Origin of the sequence: Streptococcus sp. 5004 (assembly GCF_013276755.1) — a bacterium.
GTDB lineage: Bacteria > Bacillota > Bacilli > Lactobacillales > Streptococcaceae > Streptococcus.
Map to the genome: position 1 here is coordinate 68,721 of NZ_VMLP01000008.1, position 15,610 is coordinate 84,330.

Genomic DNA, 15,610 nt, shown 5'->3' on the forward strand with positions numbered 1-15,610 from the left:
CTCTTCAAGATTATGAATCAGTCGTATCTTGACTTAGTCTTAAATAATTTCATGTAATCACTTTTTGAAGGGAGTAAATAAGCAAGTCTGACGGTATCCTCAACAATTGTATATAATACGATGTAATCCTTACTCAAGGTCAATCCTCGCGTTTGGTAGCGAGGATCTAATTTCTTACCAAATTTTTCATCGGCATCAAATCCAGCTTGGGGGAAAATTTCTAGCCGATTAATATCTTTTCTAATATTGGCTACTTTTCGTCTAGTAGCCTCTACAGAACCGATTTCCTCTGCTATATACTGATATATTTTATCCAGACTATCAATCACTCTAGGAGAATACAAAATCCTATATCTTCTATAATCCATAGCGTGTCACGACATCCTCATCTGTCAAGTAATTTCCAGCCTCAATCTTGGCATAACTTTCTTGAACTTCTGCTTGTAATTGTCTAAACAAGTACTCCTTCTCTAATTCCTCTTCACTCAGTAAATCTACTTCATTTGTTACGGCAACATTCTTTAAAAATAATCTAAGTGCCGATGAAAGAGAGAGATTTTTTTCTTTTAACACTTCCATGGCATCATTTACCAATTCTCTATTAGCTTGGAAGGTCACAATTTTATTTGAACTTGCTATAGTCATTTTATATAACTCTCTTATATATTTTATTTATTATCTCACAATTATAAAGAAAGTCAAGGGAACTTGATTAGAAAATCCTAGTTTGGCTGGGCCAAACTAGGATTGTTTTGTTTTAAAATGATAGTAAGCACCCAACATCCCTGCTGTATTTTGATGATGGGCAAATTCTAATCGTGTTTTTTCGGCTAGGCTTGGTACCAAAGCCTCTTTCAAGGCTGTGCGGATCTTGGGTTTGAGGATAGCCTCTTGTCCCATGATACCACCACCGAGAATGACTACTTCTGGATTAGCCACATAGCAAATATTTGCCAGACCTTTTCCTAGATAGTCAACCATACGGTCAATACCTTCCATGCAGATTTTGTTTCCTTCAGTGGCTTCCTTAAAGATACGTCGGCCATTCCACTGGTCAACTTCTTCTCCATGAGCTGCTGCTACATATTTCACCAAAGCTGTTGTAGAGGCCAAATCTTGGAACGCTCCATCCTGCATATGCATATAACCAACTTCACAGGCTGAATTGCTAAATCCATGGAAAACCTTCCCATCCATAATCAAGCAACCACCGATACCTGTTCCAATAGTCAGGCAAAGGGTGACACTCGCTCCCTTACCTGAACCAGATACCGCTTCAGCAAGACCTGCACAGTTGACATCATTTTCAATTTCACAAGGAATAGCAAAGCTAGTCTCGATTTCCTTCTTGAACTGGGTTCCTGCATAATTTGGAATCTGAGGTCCAGCATAGAAAATCTCACCCTTATCAGGATCCACCATCCCAGCAGACGAAATAGCAACACCTGCTACTGGACCTTGTTCTAAATAGCTAGCTACGATATCTTTGGTCTTTTGTAAGATATGAGGTCCACCCTTATGCGCCTCTGTTGGCATTTCATGCGATTCAAGAAGTTGCCCCTCTTGATCAACCAAACCATATTTGATGTTGGTTCCACCGATATCAATTGCAACGTAGTGTGTCATAAATACCTCCTTATGGATTAGAGGAAGCGCTCCTTGGTTTCACGAATCAAGGCTGCAGCTGCTTCTACAACTGGACGATCTTCTTCAGTCACTGGTGTCAATGGTGAACGAACAGAACCAATGTTCAGTCCTTCATTGAGCTTCAAGACCTCTTTGATGACACCGTACATATTTCCATGTGCAGCAGTCAATTTGCCAATGATTGCATTGATAGCATATTGCAATTCGCGCGCTGTTTCCAAATCTTTGTCAGCAATCAATTGGTTGAGTTTCAAGAAGAGTTCTGGCATAGCACCATATGTACCACCGATACCAGCTTTGGCACCCATGAGGCGACCACCTAGGAACTGTTCATCTGGACCGTTAAAGACGATATGGTCTTCCCCACCAAGGCTAACAAAAGTTTGGATATCTTGAACTGGCATAGAAGAGTTCTTCACACCGATAACACGAGGATTCTTCAACATTTCAGTATAAAGACTTGGAGTCAAAGCAACACCTGCCAATTGAGGAATGTTGTAGATGACATAGTCTGTATTTGGAGCTGCAGAACTAATATCGTTCCAGTATTTGGCAACTGAGTATTCTGGCAAGCGGAAGTAAATTGGTGGAATCGTTGCAATGGCATCTACACCCAAGCTTTCTGCGTGGCGAGCAAGTTCCATACTATCTTTGGTATTGTTGCAAGCAACGTGGGCAATAATAGTTAATTTACCTTTGGCAACTGCCATAACTTCTTCCAAAATCAACTTACGGTCTTCAACGCTTTGGTAGATACATTCGCCAGAAGAACCATTGACATAGAGACCTTGAACACCTTTATCAATGAAGTATTGAACCAAGGCACGCGTACGTTCTGGACTTACTTCTCCTTGTTCATCATAACATGCGTAGAAGGCTGGAATGACACCTTCGTATTTTTTCAAATCTGACATAGATTTTCTCCTATTATTTTTATTTTCTGCTAAAGCAGATTCTTTCTTTACTTCTTTAGTATACACTTTACCGAAAAGGCTTTCAATATCTTATGGACACTTAGATTTTAGTTTCTCGCTTATAGAATAGCGTTTGGAGCGTTTGAAAGTAGTTTCAGAAATAATTGCCCCCCTTACTCATACTTAGCAAATAGCTTTTCCATCACTCCCACTTGTAAAAAAACAAGAAGTCCAAAACCAAAGAGAATAAAAGCTGATCCTCCCAATAGAAGGGTAAAAGCTGATAGATATAGAATCATCAAAATCAAAAAGATAATTGCAATCATCAAGATAAACCAAGGAGCATTAAAACTAGCCAACATCAATCCTTTTTGAAGAATTTCTTTCCAAGATAGGTCATAACGTGCCGCGATTGGATAGCTAGCCAACATCACAATGGTAAGGAAAATCAGAATACCTAGACAAATAGCTTTAACCAATTGGAAGGGCAAAGCTGTTTGACCCCAGAAAAGATAGAGATCTGAAAGGGTTAGAAATACAATTCCTAATTCTAACATCCCCAACTGAAAACCTAGTTTCAGATTTTGCCTGAAAACTCTTAGATAGGTTCTAAAAACTGGAACACGTCTGCTCTTCTTAACTTCGAACATGGTCTCGTAGAGGCTGATTTTAGCCACTCCAATCGTTACGATTGGCAAACAAGTTACTACAAAGAGAAGATTGACTGTTACAATATCTAAAACCTTCTCACTAATTCGCATTAGAAAATTATCTGTATCAAATGCAGCCTTGATGAGACTTCTTCCTTTTTGTGACATCTTTGCTCCCCCATCATTTTTCTTTGTAAACTATTTTCTTTTTTATCAGTAAAGCTTTCATAAGTCCCTACCATGAACAAAGCTATTTTTTCTTTTTTCTTTTGGACTTTTTTCTATTTTTATCTATGGACATATAATCTATATATATCCCGGACAGCGAAGCAATTAAAATAGTACTCCAAGTATGCTCATTAAATCCATCTAGCCCTCCACGGACTATCATTGCAAGCACTGTCCAAGCTAACATATTCAATAAAAAAATACAAAGTGCTTTCAATAAAAAAATACAAAGTGCTTTCATTCTCACATTTTAAAAGTTTATACAACCATATACATCAACTAGATTCACAGCTATTTGTAAAATCCTTCCAGAAATCTTGGTCAGTAATCCTACTCTTGCTGCCGCAGCCATAAAGACTTTGCTGAACTTCAATCCTGCTATACCAATAGCATTTCTGAATAAAGATACTGACAATAAGAGCTCATTTCTCTACCTCACAAAGATCAATTTCATGGTAGAGTATTATCAAAGCTTTACAAAAAACAATTCATCCTATTTTTAATCAATTAAAATTTTAAACAAATACTTGCGAACTTGATCTTCCATACCTGCATAACCATTTGGTTGATGTGGCTCTCCTGGGAAGAAAATCGCAAAATTGTGATAACCCAACAAGAGTGGGTAGTGTTCATGACAATGAACAAAGCCAATGTCACTCGCTTCGTCAAATGCTACTGCTTCATCTTTGATACGTGAACCGTAGCTCGAATATTCATGCCCTTCTACCAACAAATGCAAATCTGCATAGTTCTTATGATACTCAAATTGATTATTCTCAACTTGATTGAGGACATTTTCCTGAACAACTAGAAAGACTTTATCTCCATCAATCTCATACTTTCCTAATTCGAAAGAATCTTTACGATGTTGGTAGAGATAGTCGATAGCCTTGTCTAAATTAGGATGAATCCCTTTGTAAAAGGTGATGTTTTTCAAATCGTCAAAAATCATACTCTTTCCTTCGTTTCTGATAGTTAACTAAAACCATTCTTAAGTTGATAAGTGTCTGACAAAACTTCATAAAGTAACTGCATACCCTCCATTTTGTAGACACTTATAACTCTATATTCTCTTATACTCAATGAAAATTGAAGAACAAACTAGGAAGCTAACCGCAGGCAATACTTAAGTATGGCAAGGTGACGCTGACCTAGTTTGCATTCGATTTTCGCAGAGTATTATCCTTTGACCGCTCCCATAGTAATACCCTGTGTGAAGGATTTTTGGAAGACTAGGAAGACTGTTACGATTGGCACAGCAGCAAGGGCTGCTCCTGCCATAATTAAACCATAGTTGGTTGCCATTTCAGCCTGCATGGTCGCAACCCCAAGTGAAATAGTCAAATTGTTACGTGAAGTCAACATAACCAATTGCATGAAGTAGTCATTCCAAGTATTGATGAAGGTAAAGATTGCAAGAGCCGCAAACCCTGGTTTTACAATTGGGAAGGCTACGCTCCAGAAGGTACGAATCTCACCACAACCGTCAATCTTAGCTGATTCGAGCAACTCTGTAGGGATATTTTCGCTGAATTGTTTCATAAGGAAGACACCAAATGGCCATCCAATCAAAGGCAAAATAACTGCCCAAAGAGTGTCATGAATTCCCATGAAGTTGACGATACGTACCAATGGTACAAGGACAACTTGTTTTGGAAGCGCCATAGCAGCGATGAAGATAGCGAAGAGAATGCGTTGACCATAGAAACGTTTTTTAGCCAATACATAACCTGCTAGAGATGAGGTTGCACAAACTAAGAACATGGTTACCAATGAGATAAATACTGAGTTCCACATCCATTGCAAGGCAGGGTTCTGCACCATAAGTTGTTGGAAGTTTTCCATGGTTGGCATTTTAGGGAACCATTGTGGCGGAATCATAATGGTATCAGGCTGTGACTTGAATGCCCCTGTCAAAATCCAGTAGAATGGAAAGATGAACAGCACAGTCAACAAGAGCAAAATGATTGTTGAAATAACAGTAAAGGCTGTTAATGGTTTTTTTTCTGTAGATTGCATAGCTGTCTCCTTTCTTTAGTATTCTACGTCGTTTCCGAGCGCCTTAAATTGAACAAAACTTACGATCGCAATCATGACTGCCAAGAAGACACCAATTGTATTTGCATAACCATATTCTGTCAATTGGAAGGCTTTTTCGTACAGGTAGTACATCAAGGTACTTGTAGAGTAGTTTGGCCCACCAGATGTCAACAATTGAATCAAGGCGAAAACTTGGAAGGAGTTGATTGTCGTGATGATTGCGATATAAAGAGTTGTTGGAAGAAGGCTTGGCCATTTAATCTTCCAGAAAACTTGAAATTCAGTTGCACCATCAACACGAGCTGCTTCAACCAATGAATTGTCAATATTCCCCATAGCGGCGATATAAAGGATAATCGGTTGACCAACAGACGTTGTCAAGAGGATAATCATAATCGCCAGCAATGCCCAGTGCTTGTCGCCCAGCCATGAAATATTTTGAGTGATGATATGACTAGATTTCAAAACAAAGTTTAAGATACCTGATAGCGGATCATAAATCCATTTCCATACAACCGTTACAGCAACACTACCTGTTACAACAGGAAGGAAGAAAACGAAACGGTAGAAAGATCTGGCAATAGCATTTTGATGATAGGTCTGTGACGCTACAAAGAGCGAGAAGAGAACAACAATCGGTACAGAGCCAACAACCAAAATAACTGTGTTAATCAGAGATTTTGTAAAGACAGGATCTTTAAACATACGGACATAGTTATCTAAGCCCACAAATTCAAAACTAGTCATAGAGTAGTTAAAGAAACTTGTGATGAAGCCCATAATCATTGGTACTAAAACAAAGATAATAAAGAAGAACAACACTGGTGCTAGGAAAGCATAGGAAATCACTGTTTCCCTCATACGGATTTTATTGACTTTCACAGTAGGCACCTCTCTTTCAAATAGAATATTTTTTGACTTTCTTGAACTGTTTTAAAATCAAAATGAAATTTTTTATGATTCGCTTATGTAAGAACTTCATTTTAATTTCGTGACAATTTCTTACATTTTAAACAAAAGCCCCCCTTTTCTTACACTATCTGTGTAGAGGGAAAAGGGGGTATACACTCTTAGGTTCTTTAAAAAACTACTTTTTATAGAATAACTAAGGACTATTGTTTCATAGCTTTTTTAATTGTTTCGTTCGCTTTTTCAGTGAAGGCTTTCAAAGCGTCCGCTGGTTTTTCGTCACCATTTGATACAGATTGCAACATTGGGAACCAAAGTGTTCTCATTTCAGCAAATCCATCAATAGTGTTGTAGTATGGTGAGTAGTATTGAGTCCAGCCGCTGATTGTTTCCATGCGTTTGTCATCATAAAGTTTGCCAAATGAAGTACGGACTGGGAAGGCACCTGTACGAACAACGTCTTTTGGACCCCATTCTTTGTCATCCGCGATAAATTGAACGAATTTCTTAGATGCAGCGACTTTCTTGTCGTCTTTATTGTTGAATACTGCAAATCCGTTTACAAGATATTCAAGAGCTGGTTTACCTTCGTCTGATGGGAATGGTACTTCTACCACTTCTACCTTACTTGCTTCTAAAAGTTTAGCTTGGATACCATTTTGAGCTGGTGCCCAAAGGATTGTGTAAGATGTTTGACCGTTGGCAAAGTTTTGGATATCTGCTCCACCGTCAAATTGTGAACCATTATTGAGCAAATTGTCTTTAATCCAGCCAGTTGCTTTTTCAAGACCTTTGACGAATTTAGGATCATCAGTTGTATATTTGCTAACTTTTTCATCTGTTACAGAACCACTATAAAGGTTAGAGATAAAGGCACGTGTTCCTTGGTCTCCCCCTTGACCAGAACTGAACAATGAACCTGGTGTGTAACCCTTGTCTTTGAGTGCTTTCAATACTTTTTCAAAATCATCAGTTGTCCAACCTTCTTTTACAAGGTTTGCAACTCCAGCATCTTCTAGCATTTTCTTGTTCATTGCCATGTAGAATGGGGCAGAACTAATTGGATACATGTAAGCCTTGTCTCCAGCTTTACTTGCTTGTACGATGTTTTCATTGTTGACATCTTTAACAAATTCATCTGTGAAAAGGTCGTTCAACTCAGCCAATTTGCCGTTTTTACCGTATTGGATGATACGTCCCGGTGCATCAAAGAGTACGTCTGGAGCTGTTCCTGCTTCGATAGCTGTTGTGATTTTTTCAGGACCTGACTTGAAGTCAATAGTTTCCAATTTCACTTTTACATCTGGATTGGCTTTTTCAAACGCTTCGATGATTGATTTTTCATAAGTTCCAACACCGTCACCAGTTTTTTCTTGGGTAAATACTGGGAATGCCCACCAAGTGATTTCTGTTTTGGCACCGTCACCACCTGATTTGGCAGCATCTTTACTTCCGCCAGAATTGCCACAAGCAGCAAGACCAAGAACCGCAGCACCCGCAAGTACTGTACAAGCTAATTTTCTAAATTTCATCTGTATTCTCCTATGTAATAAGCGTATCCATATTGGATAATGAGTAAGATTGTATTTGTATGCGTTTTCATTTCATCCGATGCATCCACCACTCTCCTCTGTTTTTTATTAAGTCAGTAAGTACTTATACTCTTCGAAAATCTCTTCAAACCATGCCAGCTTCGCCTTGGCGTACTCAAGTATAGCCTGCGCCTAGCTTCCCAGTTTGCTCTTTGATTTTCATTGAGTATTAATCATCTACACCTAAAATTTCATTAATACTATTTTTATATAAGATTGCTTTTGCTCCATATATTGCTTGAATACCACCCTTCACTTCTAAGACATCAACTGCACCAATTTGTTTTAAAAGTGCTTTATCAACTTGATGAACTTCTTTTACAGCTACACGTAAACGTGTCACACAAGCATCTACATCTTCTATATTATTTGATCCACCCAACGCTCTGATAATTTGTAGGCTATCCTGTTTTAAATGATCTGCAGTATTTGAAGTTGAATCTGTGGATTCAGAAATTTCTTTAGAATCTACTTCTTCTCCTCGTCCTGGCGTTAGAACGTTGAATTGAGTAATGAACCATCTAAAAACAATATAATACAGAACACTCCAAATAAGTCCAAATGGAATCTGAAGAACCCAATTCGTTTTAGCGTTCCCCTGCAAAATTCCAAATAAAGTAAAATCGATTACACCTCCTGAGAATGTGTTTCCTATTGAAATATTTAAGACGTCTGCAATAAAGAAGCTGACACCATCAAGGAATGCGTGTACAACATATAGAACCGGACTGACAAATAGAAACATAAATTCAATTGGTTCTGTAATACCGGTAATAAAAGATGTTAAAGCAACTCCAAAAAACAGACCCGCGTATTTTTTACGACGATTTTTAGGAACACTATGGTACATCGCTAAACAGGCAGCCGGTAAACCGAACATCATTGTTGAGAAACGACCTGCAAAAAACCTTGTTCCTTCTGTAAATAATCCAGAATGAGTCGGGTCGGCTAATTGAGCAAAAAATATTTTTTGAGCTCCAACCACTGTTTGTCCTGCAACAGTTTCAACACCACCAAGTTCAGTATACCAAAACATAGGGTAAATCATATGATGTAAGCCTACTGCTCCAGAAAGTCTCATTAAAAATCCATATAGAAAAGTTCCAATTGGACCCGCCTGAGAAATATATCCACCTGTAGAAACAAGAAGTTGTTGAAAAGGTGGCCAAATAACAAAGAAGACAAAGCCAATTAAGATAGAAGAGAACGATGTAACAATAGGAACGAAGCGTGAACCCCCAAAGAATCCTAAAGCGGAAGGTAATTGAATATTGTTATATCGATTGTGCAAATATACGGCAACTATTCCGACAACTAATGCTCCAATAACTCCAGTATCAATTGCAGATCCTTCTGCCATAAAAAGTTTTACCAGAGCTTTAATCGTTGCAGTCATAACTAAGTAACCAGTTACTCCTGCTAGCGCAGCGGTTCCTTTATCTCGTTTCGCTAAGCCAATACATAATCCCACACAGAGAAGTAGTGATAAATTACTGAATACAACCTCTCCTGCAGAGCTCATTACTTGGAATATTGATTGAAAAAAACTATTGTCTAGTATTGGATAAGTTGCTATCGTGGTTGGGTTTGAAAGTGCACCACCAATCCCCAAAAGTAGACCTGCTGCAGGAAGTATAGCTATAGGTAACATAAAAGCTTTTCCAACTTTTTGTAAAACTTTAAACATAAAATTCCCCCTTACATCTTATTTAAGACCAGCAACGAAGCGTTCTGTAATCTCTTTTGGTCTAGTAATAGCGCCACCAACAACGATGCCTCGCACTCCATATCCCAGGATTTGTTTGGCTTGTTCAGGTGTATGGATTTTTCCTTCTGCAATGACATCTACACCTGCATCACAGAGTTTTTTGATTAATTCAAAATCTGGTCCGTCAACTTTTGGACTATAAGATGTATAGCCTGATAAGGTTGTTCCGACAAAGTCAATTCCTGCTTCTACAGCTGCTAGTCCTTCTTCGAAAGTACTTGTGTCAGCCATCAAGAGCTGGTTAGGGTATTTCTCCTTAACCTGACGGATAAACTCCTGAATCTCTAAACCATCGTAGCGTTCACGCTTGGTACAATCCAGAGCAATCACCTCGATGTCCAGTTCTGCCAATTCATCAACTTCTTTCATGGTAGCCGTGATGAAGGGTTCTTGTGGCGGATAATCTCGTTTGATTATTCCAATAATCGGAAGTTTTGTAACCTCCTTTATTTCCTTGATATCACGAACACTGTTTGCTCGGATACCGACTGCTCCACCTTGCTCAGCCGCTTTGACCAGCAAGGGAATGACTCCTCCCGCTTCTGTATAAAGCGGTTCATGAGGAAGAGCCTGACAAGAAACGATGATTCCATCTTTGATTTGCTCAATCAAGGCTTCTTTGCTAATCTGTGGCATCCTCTTTCCTCCTTTTCCTTTTTCTTTGTTTCTATGAGATTATTATATCTTAAAAATAAAACGCTTTCAAGAGTTTGTAGTACAATAGATTTCAGTTTCAAAAACTAGCCAAGTCAAACAGCTCCTCTAAAAGTACTTTCAGAGGAGCAAGTCGACCTATAATAGGAGAATACCAAAATTTATTTTACAATTTCTGACAATTTTACTTTGCGATCTTCAAACATAGACTGGGTACAAGCATCTGCAGTAGCAATTGCTTCTAGGGCAGCTTCACCTGTCAATAGTTTTGCAAATTCTTCTGAGACTGGAGCTCCTTGCATAATCTCATGTAAATAGCGCATTTCTTTGTCAATGACAGATGATAACCATAATGGAGTACGTTTACCTGGTTTACCATAAGCAATTGCTCCGTCCATCTCTGTACTATGATAGATACGAGTACGATCATCATCTTCTTCTTGCGATTCATGAATCAAGAAATAGCTTTCTTGCCCATCTAGCTTAAGAGTTCCTTTACAGTTGAATAAGTCTAGGCGGATAGCGCCTTTGGTTCCTTGGATTAAGACATAATGTTCACCCCAACGATAAGCTGAACCCCATTCTAACAAGGCAAAACGCTTATTAGAAAATTCCATATTGACAAAAATCATATCATCTTCATCACCGAAATTTTCACCTTCATGGGCTACATTTCCACCTGTCATGGTTACAGTTTCAGGCATGCCACCCATAAGGAATTGAACACAATCCAACTCATGGATGTGGTGATACAAGTGACCACCTGATTTTTCACGAATTTTTTTCCATGATACTGACGGTTGTTGTTCTTCCCAACCATTACGAGCTGTGTGACAATATAGAACGTCTCCGATGACTCCTTGATTAATGAGTTCTTTTGCATGATGGACACCATTGAAGAAGTTCATAATATGTCCTGCCATAAAGGTTACATTGTTTTCTTTACATGCATCTACCATCTCGCGACAATCTTGATAAGAAAGCGCAATTGGTTTTTCACAGAAAACATTTTTACCATGTTGTGCGGCCTTGATAACTGGTTCTTTATGAAGATTATTTGGAGTTGCGACAATAACACAATCTACTTCATCGCTAGAAACCAACTCATCTAGGGAACTTGCTACTTTTGCTCCCAACTCTTCTGCAATCGCCTCTGCATTATCTGGGTCATAGAGAAGAGTAATCTCTGCTCCATCATTCTTTTGCATATAACGAGCCAACTCAGCTCCAAAATATCCTGTTCCAACAACACCGTATTTAACCATGTTTTTTCTCCTTTATTATTGAATAAACTTTCTAATTTTAACTTATACTCTTCGAAAATCTCTTCAAACCGCGTCAACGTCGCCTTACTGTGCGTATGGTTACTGACTTCGTCAGCTTCATCTACAGCCTCAAAAACATGTTTTGAGCTGACTTCGTCAGTTTCATCTGCAACCTCAAAGCTGTACTTTGAGCAGCCTGCGGCTAGTTTGCTCTTTGATTTTCATTGAGTATTACTTCACAGATCCTTCTGACAATCCACTTGCAATCTTATTTTGGATGACAGAGAAGAAAATGATTGATGGAAGAACTACAATAACAGATGCTGCCATCATATCTCCCCAGTCTAGTATTTCTGAACCATTAAGTGAACGAAGGGCTACTGCTACTGTCATCTTTCCTGTATTGTTAATCAAAATCAAGGCATACAGGAATTCATTCCAAGCATTGATAAATGTATAAATAGCTGTTGCTACAATACCTGGTGCTACAATCGGTAGCACAACTTTATAAAACGTAACAAATTTATTTGCACCATCAATTCGAGCTGCTTCTTCAATTCCAATTGGAACTGTTTGGAAAAATCCAACTAAGAGCCAAACTGCATATGGAACACTAAAAGATAGATAAACCATCATTAAGCCAAATAAACTATTTGTTAAGCCAACTTTAGCAATGGCAATTGAATAGGGAATTGCTAACAAAATTGGTGGGAAAATGTAGGTAATAACGAGTAGTCTCGACATGATTGCTCCCAATTTAGGGAAGAATCGAACAATACCGTAGGCTGCCATAGCAGAAATAATAATCGCAATAACGGTTGTAGCTAAGGCAATGATTAAACTATTTCGAATGTTATCAATAAAGTGCAAATCATTGATAACATGAGTGAAATAATCTAATGTAAATTGTTCAGGCCAAAATCGTGTTGGATACTGAGTTAATTCCCCTTTACCCTTGACAGACGATATGATAATCCATACCAATGGGAAAATTGCAACAATGGTCGCACCAATCAAGAGTACATGTGAGAGAATATCTAAATAAATACTGGATTTCTTCTTCATTATTTTCTACCCTCCTTTTCCCACTTACTGATGATAGCAAAGTAGATAAAGCAAATCGCCACCAAGAAGATAAAGAGCAACACTGTAACTGCTGAGGCACGACCCAACAATTTAGTTCCCCAACCCAGGTTGTAAGCAAAAATTGGAAGCGTCGTTGTAGCATTGGCTGGTCCACCACCAGTAATGAGGTAGATAATGTCAAAGTTATTAAAGATCCATACAGTTCTCAAAACAACTAGAAGCCCTACAACCACTTTAATATGTGGAAAGACGATAAACTTGAACACCTGCCAACTTGAAGCACCATCTATCTTAGCAGCCTCAAATTGTTCTTCTGGTACTGTTTGCAAAGCTGAAAGCACATTGACCATAATCATCGGCGCTCCAAACCAAATGTTGATAAACACCAAACATAGGAATGCCCATGTACTATCTGTCAAAAATGCAGGTGTATGTTCCATTAAACCTAATTTTACGATTAGATTAGGTAAGTAGCCATAAACCCCGTTTAGAATCCACTGCCAAGAAAAGGCAATAACGATTGTAGGAAATGCCCAAGGAACAATCAATAAGGTCCTATATAATTTCTTGAAGTGGCGTACTCTGTGAAGAGCTAAAGCCAATACAAACCCTACTAAAACTTGACCAACTAATGAGAAAATGGTCCACTTAATTGAATTAAAGAACGCATTAAAGAAGTTGGGATCTGATAGCACAGCTTTATAGTTAGCTAAACCAACAAATTTGTAATTGGGCATAATCAAATGCTTATTGGTAAAGCTATAAAAAATACTCGAGAAAAACGGATAAACAAAGAGTAATCCTACGATAATCATAGCTGGCAAAACAAATATCCAGCGAGTTAAATTACGTTCTTTAACCATTCTCCTTCTCCCTTCTTTTACAAGATTGGGCTAGGGCTTTTCAGCTCACTAGCCCACCTATTTTCTAGTCTTTTACATCTACTGAACAGCCTCAAATAAATCGTTTAATTGTTTTTCTGCTTCTTTTGCTGCTTTCATAGGGTCTGTTCCATTTGTAATGATATCTTGGAACATTTGTTCAATAATGTGTTGGTTAGTCAACATACCAGCTTGTACACTTGGTCCATTTTCATAACCAATAGCAGTACCTTTTTTAACAGCTTCAGTAATCACTTCTTCAGCATGTTTAAATTTCTTACGAGTTTCATTTTCTTTATAGGCTGCAGAATCGCTAATCCCCTTAATAGTTGGCAACATACCTACTGGAGTTGAATCAAGGAATTTAACGTAGTCTTCTTCATTATAAAGTGATTCTAAGAATGCTTTAGCAACTTCTGGATGTTTTGAATTTTTCCAAACAACCATTGGAATATTTGAGGTTTCAATTCCTTGATCTTTATCAGACTCTTTGATTTTTGGAATAGGATAAGCATCAATCGAATCAATCAATTGAGGACTGTTGGCATTGATTCCTCCAATATGGAAGCCAGAGTTAAAGTCAAATGCTGTTTTTCCTTGATAGAACAAGGTAGCTTGTTGAAGGACATTAAAGTTCAAAGAATCTTGAGGTGAGATTTCTTTATACATTTTAACCCAGTATTTAATACCATCTTGAGCAAGTTGGCTTGTCAAATCTGCTTTAAGATCTTTTGTTAAGAGGCTTCCTCCACCACTACGTACGTAGAAGTTCAAGAAACGTGTTGCCATTAAGTCATTTGTTCCGAACGGAACAGACAAGCCATAAACTCCAGCTTCTTTCAATTTTTTAGAAGCTTCATAGAGTTGATCCCAAGTTTTAGGAACCTCAATATTATGTTCTTTTAACAAATCAGTTCTAACCCACATAACTTGTGCATGTGAATAAAGAGGAACAGAGTAGTAATCATTTCCGATTTTTGCTTCATTTAAGGCAGTTTCGTTAAATTTATCCTGTCCAATACGCTTGATAGAATCATTTAGCGGAACCAAAGCATCTGAGTTGACCATTTCCATTACTTGGTTAGGAAGAGCTGTACTGATATCTGGCACATTTCCATTTGCTAAACCTGTAGTCCATTTAGTATAGAAATCATTCCAAGAGAATGTTTCAATCTTAATTTTCGTTTTTGGATGCTTTTGCATGAAAGCATCTGCTGATTTTTGAATACTTTCTAAACGCGGTCCTTGAGTAAAGGAGTGCCACATTGTAATCTCACCAGATAATTCTGTCGGTGGTTCAGTACTAGTTGTACTTTCTTTCTTTCCTGAACAAGCTACCAAGGCAACAGCTGCTAGCGCAACTCCAGCTAGACATAAAAACTTTCTCATTTTTTTCATCGTTCTTCCCTTTCTACATTAAGAAATCGCAACTTTAAAGACAACTTTTTTCACAGGTTCATCATTTATACGAACCTTGGGTTGATGTAAATCCTCTGGAAAAGTGATGAGACATTCGCCAGCTCTCAAATGAACCAACTGTTCCACTTTCCCTGTGTATAATTCAATATCCTTCTCTTCATCATATTCTTGGGTAACGCTTACATTTTCTGGTGATGTAACAGCCATGGCTTCTTCGTTTTCCAAAACTAAATGAATATCCAAATATTTTTGGTGTGTTTCAAAGAAATCCCCTGCTTGACCATCTGCTAGATAAGTAAAGCAATTCCCAAACAATCGATCACCATCGATAGCAATCGGACCTTCTGTTAAATTTTCTAGTCCTGTTTTTTCTAGAAAATCTATTAATGTTGCAAAATGTGGATTGACTCCCACATAAGTTCCTAAACGGCTAATTTTTGTAATAATCATCTCTTCTAACCTCCTTTCTCAATCTATTTTTCCTATCCAAGTTCCCCATTCTTCTGTCTAGCATTTTCTACTAGAAGGACATAAAAACACTACACTCTCTAGCCTAT

At 38.1% G+C, this 15,610-nt stretch carries 17 protein-coding genes; all 17 read right to left on the minus strand.

Annotated elements, in window-relative coordinates:
- Positions 1 to 17 precede the first annotated feature (17 nt).
- The 17 genes from HT685_RS03315 to HT685_RS03390 all read right to left on the minus strand — a co-directional run bounded on the left by HT685_RS03315 (position 18) and on the right by HT685_RS03390 (position 15,503).
- Entirely contained in the window at positions 18 to 368 is a 351-nt protein-coding gene (locus HT685_RS03315; protein WP_173225715.1) for a type II toxin-antitoxin system mRNA interferase toxin, RelE/StbE family, read from the minus strand.
- Entirely contained in the window at positions 358 to 645 is a 288-nt protein-coding gene (locus HT685_RS03320; RefSeq protein ID WP_173225712.1) for a hypothetical protein, read from the minus strand. The genes HT685_RS03315 and HT685_RS03320 overlap by 11 nt, the downstream gene beginning before the upstream one ends.
- A 96-nt stretch (positions 646 to 741) precedes the next feature.
- Positions 742 to 1,626, minus strand: coding sequence for an ROK family protein (locus tag HT685_RS03325; protein ID WP_173225709.1), 885 nt, complete (start codon positions 1,624 to 1,626; stop codon positions 742 to 744).
- Between the two features lie 17 nt (positions 1,627 to 1,643).
- Complete coding sequence (locus HT685_RS03330; RefSeq protein ID WP_173278949.1) at positions 1,644 to 2,561, minus strand: dihydrodipicolinate synthase family protein; 918 nt, start codon at positions 2,559 to 2,561, stop codon at positions 1,644 to 1,646.
- A gap of 173 nt (positions 2,562 to 2,734) precedes the next feature.
- Entirely contained in the window at positions 2,735 to 3,379 is a 645-nt protein-coding gene (locus tag HT685_RS03335) for a YesL family protein (protein WP_173225702.1), read from the minus strand.
- A gap of 82 nt (positions 3,380 to 3,461) precedes the next feature.
- A complete protein-coding gene (locus HT685_RS10060; RefSeq protein WP_025169385.1) occupies positions 3,462 to 3,656 on the minus strand; it encodes a hypothetical protein in 195 nt (64 codons plus the stop codon).
- 282 nt (positions 3,657 to 3,938) lie between these two features.
- On the minus strand, positions 3,939 to 4,391 hold the full coding sequence (locus HT685_RS03340; protein WP_173225697.1) for a YhcH/YjgK/YiaL family protein: 453 nt from the start codon (positions 4,389 to 4,391) through the stop codon (positions 3,939 to 3,941).
- Positions 4,392 to 4,618: 227 nt separating this feature from the next.
- Positions 4,619 to 5,458, minus strand: coding sequence for a carbohydrate ABC transporter permease (locus HT685_RS03345; protein WP_001192006.1), 840 nt, complete (start codon positions 5,456 to 5,458; stop codon positions 4,619 to 4,621).
- Between the two features lie 15 nt (positions 5,459 to 5,473).
- Positions 5,474 to 6,340 (minus strand): sugar ABC transporter permease, encoded by an 867-nt coding sequence (locus tag HT685_RS03350; RefSeq protein ID WP_162278974.1) that lies wholly within the window; start codon positions 6,338 to 6,340, stop codon positions 5,474 to 5,476.
- A 251-nt stretch (positions 6,341 to 6,591) separates the two neighbouring features.
- A complete protein-coding gene (locus HT685_RS03355; RefSeq protein WP_173278950.1) occupies positions 6,592 to 7,920 on the minus strand; it encodes an ABC transporter substrate-binding protein in 1,329 nt (442 codons plus the stop codon).
- A gap of 229 nt (positions 7,921 to 8,149) precedes the next feature.
- Positions 8,150 to 9,667 carry a PTS transporter subunit EIIC gene (locus HT685_RS03360; protein ID WP_000477437.1) on the minus strand — a complete coding sequence of 506 codons (1,518 nt, stop codon included), beginning with the start codon at positions 9,665 to 9,667 and terminating at the stop codon, positions 8,150 to 8,152.
- An 18-nt stretch (positions 9,668 to 9,685) separates the two neighbouring features.
- On the minus strand, positions 9,686 to 10,384 hold the full coding sequence (locus HT685_RS03365; RefSeq protein WP_173228773.1) for an N-acetylmannosamine-6-phosphate 2-epimerase: 699 nt from the start codon (positions 10,382 to 10,384) through the stop codon (positions 9,686 to 9,688).
- Between the two features lie 179 nt (positions 10,385 to 10,563).
- The gene (locus tag HT685_RS03370) at positions 10,564 to 11,667 is read right to left on the minus strand and encodes a Gfo/Idh/MocA family oxidoreductase (protein ID WP_000241736.1); all 1,104 of its coding nucleotides are present in this window, start codon (positions 11,665 to 11,667) and stop codon (positions 10,564 to 10,566) included.
- A gap of 231 nt (positions 11,668 to 11,898) precedes the next feature.
- On the minus strand, positions 11,899 to 12,732 hold the full coding sequence (locus HT685_RS03375) for a carbohydrate ABC transporter permease (protein ID WP_173225688.1): 834 nt from the start codon (positions 12,730 to 12,732) through the stop codon (positions 11,899 to 11,901).
- A complete protein-coding gene (locus HT685_RS03380; RefSeq protein ID WP_000237985.1) occupies positions 12,732 to 13,616 on the minus strand; it encodes a sugar ABC transporter permease in 885 nt (294 codons plus the stop codon). Before HT685_RS03380 ends, HT685_RS03375 begins: the two co-directional genes overlap by 1 nt.
- Before the next feature lie 78 nt (positions 13,617 to 13,694).
- A complete protein-coding gene (locus HT685_RS03385; RefSeq protein WP_173225685.1) occupies positions 13,695 to 15,032 on the minus strand; it encodes a sugar ABC transporter substrate-binding protein in 1,338 nt (445 codons plus the stop codon).
- A gap of 18 nt (positions 15,033 to 15,050) precedes the next feature.
- Positions 15,051 to 15,503, minus strand: a complete 453-nt coding sequence (locus HT685_RS03390; RefSeq protein WP_173225682.1) for a YhcH/YjgK/YiaL family protein — start codon at positions 15,501 to 15,503, stop codon at positions 15,051 to 15,053.
- Between the last annotated feature and the right edge of the window lie 107 nt (positions 15,504 to 15,610).

Bases quoted from the DNA above. Each gene is read 5' to 3' on its own strand.
- HT685_RS03365 (WP_173228773.1), bottom strand. From the start codon at position 10,384: ATGCCACAGATTAGCAAAGAAGCCTTGATTGAGCAAATCAAAGATGGA.
- HT685_RS03345 (WP_001192006.1), bottom strand. From the start codon at position 5,458: ATGCAATCTACAGAAAAAAAACCATTAACAGCCTTTACTGTTATTTCA.
- HT685_RS03315 (WP_173225715.1), bottom strand. From the start codon at position 368: ATGGATTATAGAAGATATAGGATTTTGTATTCTCCTAGAGTGATTGAT.
- HT685_RS03325 (WP_173225709.1), bottom strand. From the start codon at position 1,626: ATGACACACTACGTTGCAATTGATATCGGTGGAACCAACATCAAATAT.
- HT685_RS03335 (WP_173225702.1), bottom strand. From the start codon at position 3,379: ATGTCACAAAAAGGAAGAAGTCTCATCAAGGCTGCATTTGATACAGAT.
- HT685_RS03330 (WP_173278949.1), bottom strand. From the start codon at position 2,561: ATGTCAGATTTGAAAAAATACGAAGGTGTCATTCCAGCCTTCTACGCA.
- HT685_RS03355 (WP_173278950.1), bottom strand. From the start codon at position 7,920: ATGAAATTTAGAAAATTAGCTTGTACAGTACTTGCGGGTGCTGCGGTT.
- HT685_RS03320 (WP_173225712.1), bottom strand. From the start codon at position 645: ATGACTATAGCAAGTTCAAATAAAATTGTGACCTTCCAAGCTAATAGA.
- HT685_RS03340 (WP_173225697.1), bottom strand. From the start codon at position 4,391: ATGATTTTTGACGATTTGAAAAACATCACCTTTTACAAAGGGATTCAT.
- HT685_RS03375 (WP_173225688.1), bottom strand. From the start codon at position 12,732: ATGAAGAAGAAATCCAGTATTTATTTAGATATTCTCTCACATGTACTC.
- HT685_RS03370 (WP_000241736.1), bottom strand. From the start codon at position 11,667: ATGGTTAAATACGGTGTTGTTGGAACAGGATATTTTGGAGCTGAGTTG.
- HT685_RS03380 (WP_000237985.1), bottom strand. From the start codon at position 13,616: ATGGTTAAAGAACGTAATTTAACTCGCTGGATATTTGTTTTGCCAGCT.
- HT685_RS03360 (WP_000477437.1), bottom strand. From the start codon at position 9,667: ATGTTTAAAGTTTTACAAAAAGTTGGAAAAGCTTTTATGTTACCTATA.
- HT685_RS03390 (WP_173225682.1), bottom strand. From the start codon at position 15,503: ATGATTATTACAAAAATTAGCCGTTTAGGAACTTATGTGGGAGTCAAT.
- HT685_RS03350 (WP_162278974.1), bottom strand. From the start codon at position 6,340: ATGAGGGAAACAGTGATTTCCTATGCTTTCCTAGCACCAGTGTTGTTC.
- HT685_RS03385 (WP_173225685.1), bottom strand. From the start codon at position 15,032: ATGAAAAAAATGAGAAAGTTTTTATGTCTAGCTGGAGTTGCGCTAGCA.